General features: G+C 48.4%; 14 protein-coding genes, 1 tRNA gene and 1 rRNA gene. 9 read left to right on the forward strand and 7 right to left on the reverse strand.

Annotated elements, in window-relative coordinates; genetic code table 11:
- Positions 1-95: 95 nt before the first annotated feature.
- From rrf to T491_RS15505, 9 genes are all read left to right on the forward strand, one after another.
- A 5S ribosomal RNA gene (rrf, locus tag T491_RS0102360) occupies positions 96-208 on the forward strand.
- A 59-nt stretch (positions 209-267) separates the two neighbouring features.
- Positions 268-1,383, forward strand: coding sequence for a PAS domain-containing sensor histidine kinase (locus tag T491_RS0102365; protein WP_028902447.1), 1,116 nt, complete (start codon positions 268-270; stop codon positions 1,381-1,383).
- 113 nt (positions 1,384-1,496) lie between these two features.
- A complete protein-coding gene (locus tag T491_RS0102370) occupies positions 1,497-2,018 on the forward strand; it encodes a DUF177 domain-containing protein (protein WP_028902448.1) in 522 nt (173 codons plus the stop codon).
- A 45-nt stretch (positions 2,019-2,063) separates the two neighbouring features.
- Positions 2,064-2,255, forward strand: a complete 192-nt coding sequence (gene rpmF / locus T491_RS0102375) for a 50S ribosomal protein L32 (RefSeq protein ID WP_028902449.1) — start codon at positions 2,064-2,066, stop codon at positions 2,253-2,255.
- Positions 2,255-3,259 carry a beta-ketoacyl-ACP synthase III gene (locus tag T491_RS0102380; protein WP_028902450.1) on the forward strand — a complete coding sequence of 335 codons (1,005 nt, stop codon included), beginning with the start codon at positions 2,255-2,257 and terminating at the stop codon, positions 3,257-3,259. The genes rpmF and T491_RS0102380 overlap by 1 nt, the downstream gene beginning before the upstream one ends.
- Positions 3,260-3,290: 31 nt before the next feature.
- Positions 3,291-4,178, forward strand: coding sequence for a GTPase Era (gene era / locus T491_RS0102385; RefSeq protein WP_028902451.1), 888 nt, complete (start codon positions 3,291-3,293; stop codon positions 4,176-4,178).
- A 9-nt stretch (positions 4,179-4,187) separates the two neighbouring features.
- On the forward strand, positions 4,188-5,501 hold the full coding sequence (der, locus tag T491_RS0102390; protein WP_028902452.1) for a ribosome biogenesis GTPase Der: 1,314 nt from the start codon (positions 4,188-4,190) through the stop codon (positions 5,499-5,501).
- Positions 5,501-5,884 carry a hypothetical protein gene (locus tag T491_RS0102395; protein ID WP_028902453.1) on the forward strand — a complete coding sequence of 128 codons (384 nt, stop codon included), beginning with the start codon at positions 5,501-5,503 and terminating at the stop codon, positions 5,882-5,884. Before der ends, T491_RS0102395 begins: the two co-directional genes overlap by 1 nt.
- Before the next feature lie 23 nt (positions 5,885-5,907).
- A complete protein-coding gene (locus T491_RS15505; protein ID WP_155949998.1) occupies positions 5,908-6,978 on the forward strand; it encodes a hypothetical protein in 1,071 nt (356 codons plus the stop codon).
- Positions 6,979-7,073: 95 nt separating this feature from the next.
- On the opposite strand, the gene T491_RS0102405 is transcribed toward T491_RS15505, so the two are convergent.
- The 7 genes from T491_RS0102405 to T491_RS0102435 all read right to left on the reverse strand — a co-directional run bounded on the left by T491_RS0102405 (position 7,074) and on the right by T491_RS0102435 (position 16,246).
- The gene (locus tag T491_RS0102405) at positions 7,074-8,204 is read right to left on the reverse strand and encodes a hypothetical protein (protein ID WP_028902454.1); all 1,131 of its coding nucleotides are present in this window, start codon (positions 8,202-8,204) and stop codon (positions 7,074-7,076) included.
- 80 nt (positions 8,205-8,284) lie between these two features.
- The gene (locus T491_RS0102410) at positions 8,285-9,418 is read right to left on the reverse strand and encodes an OmpA family protein (protein ID WP_369699736.1); all 1,134 of its coding nucleotides are present in this window, start codon (positions 9,416-9,418) and stop codon (positions 8,285-8,287) included.
- A gap of 41 nt (positions 9,419-9,459) precedes the next feature.
- Positions 9,460-11,448 carry a hypothetical protein gene (locus T491_RS0102415; protein WP_028902456.1) on the reverse strand — a complete coding sequence of 663 codons (1,989 nt, stop codon included), beginning with the start codon at positions 11,446-11,448 and terminating at the stop codon, positions 9,460-9,462.
- Between the two features lie 210 nt (positions 11,449-11,658).
- Positions 11,659-11,739: transfer RNA gene (locus tag T491_RS0102420), tRNA-Leu, on the reverse strand.
- Between the two features lie 97 nt (positions 11,740-11,836).
- On the reverse strand, positions 11,837-12,829 hold the full coding sequence (locus T491_RS0102425) for a S41 family peptidase (RefSeq protein WP_028902457.1): 993 nt from the start codon (positions 12,827-12,829) through the stop codon (positions 11,837-11,839).
- A complete protein-coding gene (locus T491_RS0102430; RefSeq protein ID WP_036915164.1) occupies positions 12,826-13,593 on the reverse strand; it encodes a DUF3316 domain-containing protein in 768 nt (255 codons plus the stop codon). Before T491_RS0102430 ends, T491_RS0102425 begins: the two co-directional genes overlap by 4 nt.
- Positions 13,577-16,246 (reverse strand): DNA gyrase/topoisomerase IV subunit A, encoded by a 2,670-nt coding sequence (locus T491_RS0102435; RefSeq protein ID WP_028902459.1) that lies wholly within the window; start codon positions 16,244-16,246, stop codon positions 13,577-13,579. Before T491_RS0102435 ends, T491_RS0102430 begins: the two co-directional genes overlap by 17 nt.
- Between the last annotated feature and the right edge of the window lie 52 nt (positions 16,247-16,298).

The following is a 16,298-nucleotide window of genomic DNA, read 5'->3' on the forward strand; positions in this document are numbered from 1 at the left end:
ATCTTTCGCTTCATGCTGATATTATCAGATGTAATCTAGTATCTGAAACAAACTTCTACGGAGGTTTCTTGTGTCGACAATGTCAATAACCTATATCAGGTGGTTATTGCAGTGGGGTCCCACCTCTTCCCATTCCGAACAGAGAAGTTAAGCCCACCTGCGCCGATGGTACTGCAATGCAATGCGGGAGAGTAGGAAGCCGCCGTCTTTTTTCAAGAAGAGCCTCGAGAATACAATATTCTCGGGGCTTTTTCGTTTTATCTATGTATGCAGTGGACTGATAGAATCCGACAAACCAAAATTATCCTGGTGATAGCAGCAATTCTGATTGCTGTCACTTCGCTTCTGGTATCTCATTTTCTGGTGAAAGACCTCTCTAACGAGGAACGTAAGAAAATGGAGGTATGGGCACAGGCGCTGCATGCCTTGAATCATGCCGATGAGCATACCGATCTGTCTTTAGTGCTCGATGTGATGCAAGGTAATACCACCATTCCTGTGATAGTGATGAACGATAAGGGTGGAATAGATGATTATCGTAATATCGAAGATACACTACATCTTGAACAGTATGCCCTGCGTATGCGGAAAGCTGGCGATACGATTGTGGTAGGTAGTCAGGTGGTATGTTACGATGAATCGGTCCTGCTGAAACGTCTGTCACAATATCCTTATTGGCAGTTAGGCGTCGTCATGATTTTTGTAGTAGTTGCCATCTTCGCTTTGCTATCTTCAAAGAAGGCGGAACAGAATAAGGTTTGGGTTGGACTGTCGAAGGAAACAGCCCATCAGTTAGGTACGCCCATCTCCAGTCTGATGGCGTGGATAGAGATACTCAAGGATAATCATCCTGACGATGAACTCATACCTGAGATGGATAAGGATGTGAAGCGTCTGGAGCGTATTGCAGAGCGTTTTTCAAAGATAGGATCCTTGCCGGAACCTAAAGAAAGTTCAATGAATGAGGTGGTAGAACATGTGGTTGACTATATGCGTCGGCGAACTTCAAATCAGGTTGAAATCCTGACTCACCTGCCTGAACATGAAGTCATTGCCAATATCAATGCTTCACTCTTCGAATGGGTGATTGAAAATCTGTGTAAGAATGCTGTTGATGCCATGGAAGGCAGTGGCAGGATTGTCATGCAGCTGATAGACGATGACCATCGTGTGATTCTTGAGGTGAGCGATACCGGAAAGGGTATCCGTAAGAAGGATATCAGCCATGTGTTTACGCCTGGTTTTACCACCAAGCAACGTGGGTGGGGATTGGGCCTTTCTTTAGCGCGACGTATTGTTGAGGACTATCATAAAGGCCGCATTTTCGTGAAGTCGTCGGAGCTCGGAAAAGGTACTACTTTCCGGATAGAATTGCACAAATAACCCTGTTTTTGTGTAATATAAGGCGCTGTTAGTCAACTATTTTACATAGAAATGATAAAAAATTGAAATAACCGCGCTTTAATTGGAAAAAAGTTTGTAACTTTGCACCCCAAATGAGTAGTTTAGAGATGTTGAAGATAGATTTGAAGAGTTTGACAGACGAGGAAACAACCTTGTCTTTCGATCTCGATGATTCCTACTTCGCAACTCTTGACGGTGCTGATGTGAAGAAGGGTTCTTTGCATGTGTCGGTGTCTATACGCAAGGCAACCGGCTTTTTTGAGCTCTTATTCCATACTGTTGGCACCATCATTGTACCATGCGACCGATGTCTCGACGATATGGACCAGCCGGTAGAAACCGATAATCGTCTGATTGTTAAGCTCGGAAGCGAATACTCAGAGGAAGATGATATCATCGTAGTGCCTGAGGACGAAGGAATACTCGACACCTCGTGGATCATCTATGAGTTTGTGGCGTTGGTAATACCCATCAGGCATGTGCATGCACCTGGCAAGTGCAACCCTGCCATGACGAAAGCTCTGGAAGAGCTGTCAGCTGACCGAAGCAGCGATGAGGAGTCCGACCAGCCCATCGACCCCCGCTGGGAAGCACTCTTGAAATTAAAAGAGTAAAAAGGTAAAAAAGTAAAATAGTAACAATTAAAAAGTAATAGAATTATGGCACATCCTAAAAGAAGACAATCAAAGACTCGTACACTCAAGCGTCGTACTCATGACAAGGCAGTAGCTCCTACACTGGCAGTATGTCCTAACTGTGGTGCATATTATGTATATCACACTGTATGCCCCACCTGTGGTTACTATCGTGGTAAGGTAGCTATCAAGATTGAGGAAGAAGTAGCTGAGTAATGGGTAAAATCAATGCGATAATCACTGGTGTAGGCGGCTACGTGCCCGACTATATTCTGAACAACGATGAGTTGTCACGTATGGTCGACACCAACGATGAGTGGATTATGACGCGCGTTGGTATCAAGGAGCGTCACATTCTTACGGAGGAAGGTCTCGGCACCAGCTACATGGCCCGTAAGGCTGCCAAGCAGCTGATGCAGAAGACCGGCGCCGATCCCGATTCTATCGATGCCCTCATTGTTACCACCTCTACAGCTGATTATAAGTTCCCTTCCACAGCCTCTATCGTATTAGGCAAGCTTGGATTGAAGAATGCTTTCGCATTCGATTTCTGGGGTGCCTGCTGTGGATTCCTCTACACACTCGACGTGGCAGCGACGATGATTCAGAGCGGACGCTACAAGAAGATTATCGTTATTGGTGCCGATAAGATGTCGTCGGTAGTCGACTATAAGGACCGTCAGACCTGTCCTCTCTTCGGAGATGGTGCAGCTGCCGTGATGCTTGAAGCTACTGAGGAAGAGAATATCGGTGTGATGGACTCTTACTTCCGCACTGATGGTAAGGGACTGCCGTTCCTGCACCTGAAGGCTGGAGGTTCAGTCTGCCCTCCGTCGCATTTCACTGTTGATCATCGTCTGCACTACCTCTATCAGGAGGGACGTACCGTGTTCCGTTATGCGGTGACTAACATGAGTAACGACTGCGCTATCATTGCTGAGCGCAATGGTCTGAACAAGGACAACATCCAGTGGGTGGTTCCTCATCAGGCTAACATGCGTATCATTGAGGCAGTAGCTAAGCGTCTGGAGTTGCCAATGGAGCAGGTGATGGTGAACATTGAGCGCTACGGAAACACGAGTGCTGCTACGATACCGTTGGCTATCTGGGAGTACGAAAGTAAGTTGAAGAAGGGCGACAACATGATTCTGACGGCCTTTGGTGCCGGCTTTGTTCATGGCGCTTCTTATTACAAGTGGGCCTATGATGGCAGTAAGTAATTGACAAAGGATAATGGACAATTGAGAATTAATGCATAAAGCAGGATTCGTAAATATTGTTGGAAATCCCAACGTAGGCAAAAGTACGCTCATGAACCAGCTGGTTGGTGAGCGTATTTCAATTGCCACCTTTAAGGCTCAGACCACCCGTCATCGCATCATGGGCATCGTGAATACACCCGAGATGCAGATCGTTTTTTCGGATACACCGGGTGTGCTCAAGCCAAACTACAAACTACAGGAGTCTATGTTGGCGTTCTCTGAGTCGGCACTACAGGATGCGGATGTGCTGCTCTATGTGACCGACGTGGTAGAGAACCCCGAGAAGAATATGGAGTTCTTGGAGAAAGTGCAGAAACTGGATACTCCCATCATCCTGCTCATCAACAAGATTGATGAGTTGACTGGTGGTAATGCCCAGTTGGCAGCCATTGTTGATAAGTGGCATGCCCTGCTGCCCAAGGCAGAGATCCTGCCTATCTCGGCAAAGAACAAGTTCGGTGTGGATATGCTGTTAAAGCGTATTCAGGAACTCTTGCCCGAGAGCCCGGCTTATTTCGATAAGGACCAGCTCACCGATAAGCCGGCACGTTTCTTCGTGTCGGAGATTATCCGTGAGAAAATCCTGCTCTACTATGATAAGGAGATTCCTTACAGTGTAGAGGTAGCTGTAGAGCGATTCAAGGAGGATGATAAGCATATCCACATCAATGCGATCATCTATGTGGAACGCGACTCGCAGAAAGGTATCATCATCGGCCATCAGGGTGTAGCCCTCAAGAAGGTGAGTACCGAGGCTCGCAAATCGCTCGAGAAATTCTTCGACAAGCCTATCTTCCTTGAGATTTTCGTGAAAGTCGACAAGGATTGGCGTTCATCTGAAAAAGAATTAAACCACTTCGGTTATAACCCCGAATAAAGATCATATATGGGAAATTTAGTAGCAATCGTAGGACGCCCTAATGTGGGAAAGTCCACACTGTTTAACCGACTGACAAAAACCCGTCAGGCTATTGTCAGCGACGAGGCCGGTACCACACGTGACCGTCAGTATGGCAAGTGTGAGTGGAACGGTCGTGAGTTCTCAGTTGTCGATACCGGCGGCTGGGTCGTCAACAGCGACGATGTATTTGAAGAGGAGATCCGCAAGCAGGTGATTATTGCCACCGAAGAGGCTGATCTCGTACTCTTCCTCTGCGATATCAATAATGGTGTTACCGGCTGGGATATGGACGTAGCGCAGATTCTGCGCCGCGCTAAACTGCCTGTTCTGCTGGTAGCCAACAAGGCCGACGACGGCAAGAATCTCTATGATCAGTACGAGTTCTATAAGTTAGGTCTTGGCGATCCCTGGTGTATCAGCGCTGCTACCGGTAGCGGTACAGGCGACCTGCTCGACAAGGTGCTCGAGATGTTGCCCGAGAAACCCAAGGACGAACTGGAGGATGGTATTCCCCGCTTTGCGGTGGTTGGTCGTCCTAATGCCGGTAAGTCGAGCATCATCAATGCCTTTATCGGCGAGGATCGTAATATCGTAACCGATATCGCCGGAACCACCCGTGACTCTATCTATACCCGTTACGATAAGTTCGGTTTCGACTTCTATCTGGTTGATACTGCCGGTATCCGTCGTAAGAACAAGGTCACTGAGGATCTGGAGTTCTATTCAGTGATGCGCTCTATCCGCGCCATCGAGAATAGTGATGTGTGTGTGCTGATGCTCGACGCCACCCGTGGTATCGAGGCACAGGATATGAACATCTTCCAGCTTATCCAGAAGAATAATAAATCACTGGTGGTAGTTGTTAATAAGTGGGATCTGGTTGAGGATAAGTCGCAGGCTGTCATCTCTACTTTTGAGAATGCCATCCGTCAGCGTATGGCGCCGTTTGTTGATTTCCCCATCATCTTCGCTTCAGCGCTTACCAAGCAGCGTATCTTCAAGGTACTTGAGACAGCCAAACAGGTTTATCTGAACCGTAAGGCTAAGATTGGTACTTCGAAGCTCAACGAGGTGATGCTGCCACTCATCGAGGCGTTCCCGCCACCATCAGTCAAAGGTAAGTACATTAAGATTAAATACGTGGCTCAGGTGCCCGATACGCAGATTCCTACCTTCGTGTTCTATGCCAACCTGCCTCAGTATGTCAAGGAACCCTATAAGCGTTTCCTCGAGAACAAAATCCGTGAGAACTGGACGCTGACAGGTTCGCCTATTAATGTATTCATCCGTCAGAAGTGATGCGTAAACTGATCTGTCTGGCGTTAATCGCCCTCTGTGTGATTGCTTGTAGTGAGCCCAGTAAAGAGGAGTTGGCGGCATTGGCCGCCAAGGGCTACTATCAGCATCTGATAGAGGGCGATTATGCGCATTTCGTGGAAGGGCGCCTGATGGCAGATAGTCTGCCTGACGACTACCGTGCTCAGCTGGTGGAGAGCTACAAGCAGTTCATCGCTCAGCAGCAGGTTCGTAAGGGCATCCAGGAGGTGCGTATCTCGCGTGCTTTCACTGATAGTACACTGCAGTACACCAGCGTGCTCCTGATGCTTTGTTATGGCGACTCGACCACCGAGGAGGTGGTGGTGCCCATGGTGGAGCGTGAAGGACGCTGGATGATGAAATAATGTCAATCCCTTTTATAATGAATATGAAAAAGATGGTATTACTGATAGCCGCTGCTTGCATGCTGACTGCTGCCCAGGCACAGGATAGTATCAAGACGGCTTCGTGCTCCAAGCACTATGGCGTGTTCCGGAATCTCGACGTTTCTGTTGTGGCTGGTACCACCGGAATAGGTATCGATGTGGCCAGCAGAATAGGCGACTATGTTCAACTGCGTGCAGGCTACGACTACATGCCCCGCTTCCATAAGAGCGTCTATTTCCCTGTAGAGGTTGGTGGTGAGCCTGCCAAGAAGTACGATGCCCAGGGTAATCCTGTGGAGACGCGTTTCGACCGTCTGTCGAAGATTCTTACCCAGGTCACCGGCTATCAGGTGACTGATGAGGTTGAGATGGTAGGCAAGCCTACGGTTAACAACTTCAAGCTCCTGGTTGATGTGTTCCCCTTCAAGCATAATCGTCATTGGCATTTTACGGCAGGTTTCTACTGGGGGGCCTCGCAGTTCGGCTATGCCGAGAACTCTACGCAGGCCATGACCTCACTGCTGGCAGTGGGCATGTATAACACCATCTATTATCGTGCAGAGAATCGTCTGCCGCTCTATGAAGGCTCCAGCTTCAGCATTGGCGAGGAGATACGTAGCGCACTGATGAATTATGGTCGTATGGGCTTCCCCATCGGTAAGTTCAAGCATGATATTTATGGCACCTATGCTCAGGATGTATATGGCGAATTTGGTGATATTCTTCATCATAAGGGCGAATATGGTGTGATTCATCAGGCTGGTGAAACCTATATGATGGAACCTGGTCTTGATGGCATGGTGAAGGTATATGCCAAGGCTAATAACTTTAAGCCTTATCTGGGCTTTGGCTATGGTGGCCGACTGCTGAAGAACCGTGACGACTGGCAGGTGTCGTTCGATGCCGGTGCCATGTTCTGGGGCGGCACTCCTGACCTCTATACCCATGATGGTATTAACCTCACTAAGGATGTAGAAGGTATCCGTGGTAAGGTTGGCGACTGGGTTGATATCGTGGGCGGTGTTAAGGTGTATCCGGTACTGAATGTAAGGTTTACAAAGACCATTTTTTAGGTCGGTTTTTCTCTAAGTACTTTGCAATTGAAAAGTACTTAGGCTGCAATTGCAAAGTACTTAGAAAAAAAGTTCCCGTAAAAGGGAACTTTTTTCTATTTAATCACAACCAGTTTTCCATCTTGGATATAGACGCCGGGACGAAGGTTTTCGCTCTTCTCCACGCGCATGCCCGAGAGCGTATAGGTGCCTTTTCTGGTGGTGGCATCGGTGTTGATATTCTGGATACCAGTAAACGCCTCGCGGCTTACCTGTTTCAAATCGCCAGTAAGCCACCCGGGTATCTGCAACCAACAGGTGTTCTTGGGAATATACGCACTGTTTGTGAGATCACTGTTCTTGGCTGTGGTGAATATCAGGTTACCCTGATCGTCCTTGCCGAGTACGCGCATGGTATTTGCGTCGTATTCTACACGGCGGATATGATTACGCAGACTACTGTCGAAATAGGTGCCTCTCAGCAGGTTGCCACTGACTGCTGTGCCATTGCCTACCACGGGCAGTATCATATTGTTTGCGGCATCGCTGCTGCTGCACTTCACGATGAGTGGGGTAGCAGCCGGCTTAATGTCGTCGATAATCTCCTGCAGTCGGAACTCGCCATCGCAGACACCGTCCACATAATACACTTTCATGTCCTCTGATACGGTCTTGAAAGGGAAGGATGCATAGATGGTGCCATACCATCCGTCGTTAGTCTCCACGGTTGGTGTGATGCCGATATAGTTGTCGGTGGTGTTCATGGGTTTCACGCGCCAGTATTGGTGCGTAGCGGCACCACTGTCGCCTACATAGTCTTTCTCGCGTGTGGAGGATCCGTCGTAGAGTTTTTTGGTCACGGTGATGCCGCCTGATTTTGCAGAAGCCGAAATGATATATATACCTACGCCATCTTTTGTGCCGCAGTATGTCATATCAATGTACGTTCTGCCACCAGCAATGTCGTAAACGCTGATGCCCTGCGCAGCCAGGTTATATTGGTTATTAACAGGCTTGATATAGATAACCGAGCCCGGGTTGCTTTTTACTTTGTCGAATCCTGTCCAAGTGGTGATATTGTTATAGTCCAGGATAGATGAGTTGATATCTACGTTTGTGATGACATCATCAGTGATGGTGATGTAGCGTTCAGAACCGTTGTTCTGTACGCGGTAATACCCTTCTGACAGCTGGGCCATCATAGGTACTGTGATAAAAGCCAGGATAGCTGTAATTAATGTCTTCATCTGGTTATCCTCTTGTTTCAGAAAAAGCCCAGCCCCATGGTGGGACTGGGCTTGATTTTGAATGTTATCTTATCTAAAGCTTACTCAGCGATAACGATAGATACACGGTTGCTGTCGTTGTCAGCGAATGGCTGAACACGAGCACCCTTGCTGTCGTAGCTGATGCGGCTTGCAGAAACGCCAGCCTTCTTCAGAGCCTTAACAACAACGTCGGCACGAGCTGCGGCCAGACGATCGTTGATACGGTCGTTACCTGTACCAGCGTCAGCGTAACCAGTTACGTTAACCTTAGCCTCAGGATTAGCCTGCAGGTAAGCAACAACGTCGTTAACCTTCTGCTGCTCGCTCTTGCGGATAACAGTCTTACCGATGGTGAAGAAGATATCGCGGCGCAGAGGCTCAGCGGCTGTCTCAGCTGTCTCGGCTGGTGCAGGAGCGGGAACTTCTACAATCTTCTCAACAATCTTCTCTACATAGCGGATCTCTGGCTCTGGAGCAGGGATAAAGCGGGTAGAGTAGGTCTTACCCAAGTTAACCTTTACACCAGCGAGGGCATTGAAGTACCAATCCCAGTTACCAGCCTTCTTAGAGTTGTACTTATCGTTCAGAGTGTTTGCGCTGAACTCGAGGTTGATGCTCCACTTATCGTTGATCTTGAAATCAGCGAGAGCACCGAACTGACCAACCAGGCGAACCTTGGTGCCGTCCCACAGGTAAGCAAGCATTTGAGTGCCTGCAGGGAACTTCAGATCAGATGCGATAGCAGCATCAGCGGCAGCAGCCTCCTTGTTGTTCCAAGCGATGTTTGCGCCCAGACCAGCAAATGCGGTCAGGTTGAATACACGGTTGGGGTTGAAACCTGCGAAGAGGTTAGAGAGGTTCAGGGTAGCGTCAACAGTAGGAGCTATATAGTTCCACTTCCAGCCATATTCCTTGCCTACAGTAGTGTACTTGCTACCGCCCTTGCTCTGCCAAGCACCTACAGTGAGGCGTGCACCCCACAGCTCAGAGAACTGACGGCCTACAGCAGCCTGAACATTGTATGAAAGCAGCTTACCGAAACCACGCTCACCGAGGGTGTACTGTCCACCCAGAGGCTGTACCTGAATATACCAGTGTGGCTCGAAGACGTATTCAGTCGTGCCCTTCTGCTCCTGAGCAGATGCTGAAAGACCAGCTAACAGCATCAGGCAAGACAATATTGTTTTCTTCATTTTCATATTCTGTAAAATCATTTTTAATCCACAAATGTTAATTACTTCACGGTGATGTCATAAACCTTAGCGATCTGGTAACCGCGGAAGTCCATAGCAGCATATACAATCTTGGTATCGTTGGCCTTCAGCTCAACCTCCAAGTTCTTGAAGCCTTCCTCACCCTTGGTCTTGAGAGTCTTGTAGCGAACGTCACCATTAGCGTCAACAACAGCGATGTACTTCTTGTATGCAGGAGCAAGCACCTCGTAGTTCAGTGTGGTAGGAATGAAGGTGTATGTACCAGCGGTGTAGTTACCGGTAGCACGCTGAATACCGTTGTCTGTGTTAACGAGCAGAATTGGCTCAAGAACGCGACCTGTTCCGATGAAGTTGATAGACTTGTTGATAATGGTTGACAGATAGTTTGTAACACGGTCTGCGAGTGATACAATATCATCAACACCATCTTCAACGTCTCTCAAAGAAGTAATAGCTTGCTTCAACAGATCCTGGATGCTACTTGTGTCAAAACCATTCTCTACAGCTTTCTTAAGATCCTTAATTTCATCAGTCAGATTCTCTCCTACAGATACTGTGGTATAGTATACCTCGTTTGCAGCGAAGTTATCGACCTTGTGGATGTCAATATAACCTTTTTCTTCTGGATCTTGCTCTTCAGTTGAGAAGTAAATCTTCTTGATGGTAACTACTTTAACGTCTTTGTTTTCTGCATCTTTAGCAGTCTCTTCACCAGTTCTAACGAATACGTAAATAGTCTTTTTAACGTTAAACTTATTTGGATCCAGCTTTGAGAGGTCGATAGAGAAATCAACGTTAGTCTTCTTAACCTTTGCTATGATATTGTCAATAGTCTTATGGAATTTGTTTGCAAACTTGTAGACTGCGTTGTCAATTTTTGACAAGTCGACATTTGCAGTGAATTGAACATCCTTGAACTCAGCGAATGACAATGGCTTATAAGCAGTAGCAGCGATAGAATAGTCAGACAATACACTGCGTGTACCAATAGTGTCGTTCCACTCTGCCTTCAGAGCAACTGCAGTCATAGGCTCAATATTAGATGGAGCTGTTATAAGGGTGGTAGCAATTTTTGCACTCTCCTGCAGAACAGTCTTACCAGCGGTCTTGACACCAGATGTCTTAGCAGTGTTAATCATAGTCTCAACACTGTTCTTGATAGACTTGAAGTCGATGATCTTCTTGAGGTCGATAGCCTGCTTTACGTTGTTAACATCCATGGTGGCGTCGGCAACCCAAAGCTTTGCTGCGTGAGTCTGGTCATAACCAATACCACGGGTCTGTCCCCATGTGAGCTCATCCTCACAAACTTTAGCTTCACCCAAAGTAGCAATATCTTCCTGCTTGCTGTTAACGAGCTTCAGGCTCTTCAGATTAGCGGGGTCAACGTTAGATGGGTTCAGAGTGAAGTAAACCTTACCAGCTTCGTTACCATTCTCAGCACCGATGTATTTGGTGTTCTCATCCCAGCTGTATGTATCGCCGGCAATAAGAGCTGCAGGCAGAGCGTTACCGTCAACATAGAGACTTGCGTCGGTTGATGGGAACTCACCAGCAGGCTTAACGGGGTCACCGTAAGCAGCACCGATCAGCTGCATGTTGATGCCTGGGAAGATCTTGCTGTTAGGAATAATGCTGGTAGCGGTAGCGTTAACAGTTACGCTGGTTACCATATTCTCAAGAGCGTAAACAAGATCCTTGATGTGTGCCTGAATGGCAGCGAGCTCGTCTTTCAGAGACTGGAACTGCTCTGGAGTAGCGTACTTCAGATTGTTAACTGTATTCTGAAGGGTTGTCAGTTGACCACTTAAAGTAGTAACGGTTGAAGCATCAGCTTTTGAGGTCTGAAGGTTAGTAATGTCTTGCTGTGCCTTCTGGATGTCGGGCAGCAGGGTTGCTGTTACATCAATTTTCAAGTCCTCATCATTGTCCTTACAAGAAACAAATGAGGTAACAGTAGCGAACAACAGCGCTACCATCATGATACCATTGATAATTTTCTTTTTCATTGAACTAAAAAATTATAATTAAACAATAAATAAAAATATAGAATGTCTTACGTTAATTTATATAAATCGAGGCAAAAGTAGGAAATAAATCCGAAACTTGCAAGCATTTTGTGGTTTTTTTTTCAAAATGGCGCAAATTCATGCTTAAAATACAAAGAATGTGGTATGGGCCTTGATAACTGTCAATTGTTAATGGATTATGAGTAATTGTGCGCCTGACAGGACTCGAACCTGCACGTCGTAAACACTAGATCCTAAGTCTAGCGCGTCTACCAATTCCGCCACAGGCGCAGAATCGACGTTAGTCAATTCGCTTCTTTGAAGTGTAATCGACGTTAGTCAATTCGCAATTTGATTGAATTGCGGGTGCAAAGATAATACTTTTTTTTTATTCCGCCAAAAGTTTTCTGGCAAATTCTATGATTGTGTCGCGCCCTTTGACGAAATCTTCGGTTGTAAGACCTACTTGGTAGTCGGGGGCAATGCCGAATTCTGTCTGCTGGTGGTTGCGGTCGTAGCTGGGACAAGCCGAGAAGCGCACCGTCCAGCCATTGGGAAGTGTAGCCGTGAAGGGCAGTCCACTGCCTCCGCCGGTCCGGTCGCCCACCACCTTGACTTGCGGCATGCACTTCATATATTTTGTAAACTCGTTGGCAGCGCTAAACACGCCTCGGTTGGTGAGCAATATCACAGGCTTCTGCCAGCGCAGGTTGCTCGACGGTTCGATGTATTGCGGCTCTTCGGCCGAGAACTCGTTGTGTCCTTTTCCGGTTTTATGCTGGATATAGCCTACCAGTGTTTTCTCAAAACAGAAGCGTGCTGCTAACTGTTCGGCAGTGGTGAGGGTGCCGCCACCGTTACCACGGATGTCGAGAATCATGCCCTGACAAAACATCAGATGATCGATAACCTCATCGAGATTGCTCTCGCCGATGGGACTGGTAAAGCTGCCGTAATACACATAGCCGATGTTGTCGTCGAGAATCTTATAACGCAGTCCGGAGGCAATACGGTAGTCGGTCCCTAAGTATCGGCGTTGCAATGAGTCGCTGAAGTTGGTAGGGTAGTCTTCGTACCAGCTCCAGTAGCGGCCGTTGTCGAAGGCGGTGTAGAGGTTGACATGACCGTCGCGCAGTTGGCTGAGCATATCGGCCATCACTTCAAAGAGCTGTTCGCGATTGATGTTGTCGTTCGCGCGTACCTTATATGTCTCATGGATGGCATCCCAGTCGATAGCCTTATAATCGAAGAAGCAATAGTGCTCATCGAGAATCTGCCAAAGAGCCTCGAAGTTGCCCTGCGGGGTGTCGGGAAATTCGTCTTCATCCACGCATGCACAGAAACTGATCAGACAGAAGAACAGAAGGATATACTTTTTCATAGGCTGCGGGTGAGACCGATGAGAAACCGGTGTGTGTAGATGTGGTTCTTGAGGTTGTTCACTCTGCTCTGCTGGTAGTTGCCCAGATAGCCCGCACGGAGTGCCCAGTGGGTGCTGTAGTGCCAATCGACAGAGAGCATCTGGCGGAAGGTGGGAGCAGAGATGAAAGTGGTAGGCACTGCGTTATGATCGTAGTTGCCTAATTGGAAGATCTCATAATAGCTCTGACCGTAGTTGGGGCTGAACATGATGCCTACCAATGGCAGGTTGAGTTCGTAGCGTGCGGTGAAACGCTGCTTACGGATATGAAAGCGGTAGTTGGCAGTAGCACTCGGCGTGATGTTCAGCGATGCCCGTGCCTGTGCAGGATTGTTGCTGCTGGTCATGTTGTAGATAAACCCAATACTGGCATTGGCTGCGGCACCTACCTGCAGACGTAGGTCTTTGATGGGCGAGAAGTTATAGTAACGCGCCCAGTAGAAGTGGTATGCACCCTCTATGAGTCCTGTGTTCCCACTGCGATCCTTGGTATTCGAGAAGTCAGTCTCGTGTTCGTAGGTGGTGGTCCAGCGACGGATAGTGTCGGTGGGTGCGGTGTCGCGGATGTAGAGATAGGTAAATCCCGTGCCGCTGAAGTGTTCGGGGGTGAGGTAAGTGTCGAGCAGACGTGATGGGCCCGCGCCGATGAGGTGCGTTCTATTCTGTGCGGTTGCGGTAGAAGCCGCAACGCACAAAATAAATACGATACTATTTAAAATCCTCATTATCAAATAGATTTAGCTGGCCGGTAATCTCATCGCGTACCTGTTGCTCTGATTTTCCGGCGTCGGGGTCGAGGCTTTCTTCTTCTTCACCCTCGTCCTCTTTCGGTTCTGATACCGGCTCGGGGAATCGGGTAGGCTCCAGCTCCTCGATATTCTCCAACTGGTAGGTGGTGAGGCGCTTACCTTTGGCTTTGAAACCTTTCACCGCAATGAACTGCTCGGCATCAATCTCCTCGCTGCCGCGGAAGGCGTCGACACCACCATAGGTGACTAACAAGCGGGGGAATGGCGTATCCGTGAGCAGGATGAGCTGTGATGACGGATTGTCGCTCAGCCAGTTCTGCTTCTTCTTCGAGGCATCCATCTGGAAACGCTTCAGATAGGGGTAACCCTGGTTGTCGGCATCGTAGAGAATTGCTGTCCAGACCTTGTCGGCATCGTACTTCTCGATGCGCAGGATATTGGATTCGTAGTGGTTGTTCAAGTCGAAGTTACTCAGATAATAGTCGCCGTTGGTAAGGATGACCAGAATCTGGTCGTCGTCGTAGAACTCGCCTAACATCTGTCCGTGATCATCGTAGTTCAGACGGTTCACATCGGGGTCGAACCATACCTTGCGGCCGCCCAGTGTGGAGTGCCCATGACTCTTCAATCCGATACGGGTTACCTGATATTTCGTGAGCAGATTACCCTTTGAGGCGCGTCCCTTGATGAGCACTTCGGAGAAGTCTTTTACCAGGAATACACGTTTGATGTTCTGTGAAGGATCGAGTGTGACCTTGATGATCTCGGCCTCGCCGTTCGGATTGGCAGTGAAATACATCACGCGTGAGCCGTCGGTGCCCTGCGTCAGGTCGTATTCCTTGTCGCGGGTCATACTGGTCACATTGAAACGCTTGATATAGTACGGTCCCTTCTTGCCGTCGCGGTAGACGGCATTATAGATGGTGCGCTGATCGTTCTTCTTGAACACGTTGACATACAGGATATTCTTGCCCACGAACAGTTTCTCGGCGATACGTACAATCTTGTATTTACCATCCTTGTAGAAGATGATGACATCGTCGAGGTCAGAACAGTTGCAAACAAACTCGTCTTTCTTCAAACCGGTACCGATGAAGCCGTCATTGCGGTTGATGTAGAGCTTCTGGTTGGCCTCGGCCACCTTCGAGGCTTCGATGGTGTCGAAGTTGCGGATCTCGGTCAGACGTGGATGATCCTTGCCGTACTTGTCCTTGAGGAACTGAAACCAGTTGGCTGTCACCTCTACCAGGTTGGCCAGATCGCGGTCAATCTCTTCGATTTCAGCCTTCAGACGTGCCATGAGTTCGTCGGCCTTATCCTTGTTGAACTTCAGGATGCGCTGCATCTTGATTTCAAGCAGTTTCAGGATATCGTCCTTCGTTACCTCGCGGATGAACTGTGGGTAGTAGGGGGTCAATCGCTCGTCGATATGTTCGCAGACAGCATCAACATTAGGTGCCTGTTCGAATTTCTTGTCCTTATAGATGCGTTCCTCGATGAAGATACGCTCCAGCGACTGGAAATGCAGTTGCTCTAACAGTTCGCCCTTACGGATCTCCAGCTCCTGACGGATAAGGTCCTTGGTGCGGTCGACAGAGTGGCGCAGCACATCGCTGATGGTGAGGAACTGTGGCTTGTTGTCCTCAATAACACAACAGTTGGGCGAAATGCTTACCTCGCAATCAGTAAAGGCATAGAGGGCGTCAATCGTCTTATCGCTTGATACGCCGGGGGCCAGATGTACTTGAATCTCTACCTCGGCGGCTGTCAGGTCTTCAACCTTACGGGCCTTGATTTTTCCCTTCTCGATAGCTTTTACGATAGAATCCTGAAGGGTTTCTGAGGTTTTGGAGAAGGGTATCTCACGGATGACCAAGGTCTTCTGGTCTATCTTCTCAATCTTAGCGCGTACCTTAACGACGCCACCACGCTGACCGTCGTTATATTTCGACACATCAATGCTACCGCTGGTGGGGAAGTCGGGGTACAATGCAAACGGCTGCTGGTGCAGATAGCTGATAGCTGCATCGCAGATTTCGCAGAAGTTATGGGGCAGGATCTTGGAACTCAGTCCTACGGCAATACCTTCGGCACCTTGCGCCAACAACAATGGAAATTTGACGGGGAGCGTGATAGGCTCCTTGTTACGACCATCGTACGACATCTTCCATTCGGTAGTCTTCGGGTTGAATACCGTATCGAGCGCGAACTTACTCAGTCGTGCCTCAATATATCGTGGTGCAGCTGCGCTTGAACCAGTGAGAATATTACCCCAGTTACCCTGTGTGTCGATGAGCAGATCCTTCTGACCCAACTGTACCAGCGCGTCGCCGATAGAGGCGTCGCCATGTGGGTGGAACTGCATGGTGTGACCAACGATGTTGGCCACCTTGTTATAGCGTCCGTCATCCATGCGCTTCATGGAGTGCAGGATGCGTCGCTGTACTGGTTTCAGACCGTCGCCCAGATGGGGTACGGCACGCTCCAGGATTACGTAGCTGGCGTAATCCAGAAACCAGTTCTGATACATGCCGCTGAGATGATGAACCGCTGCGGCATCAAAGCGGTTACTTGGCTTATAGTCGGAGTGCTGGTCCGACTCTTGTACTTCTTTTATCTCGTCGTCCATTCTTTAATACGGGGTTTTCAGTTTGCCTGCAAAGGTACTATTTTTTTTTGAA

The sequence above is a fragment of the Prevotella sp. P6B4 genome, assembly GCF_000619985.1.
Lineage (GTDB): Bacteria > Bacteroidota > Bacteroidia > Bacteroidales > Bacteroidaceae > Prevotella.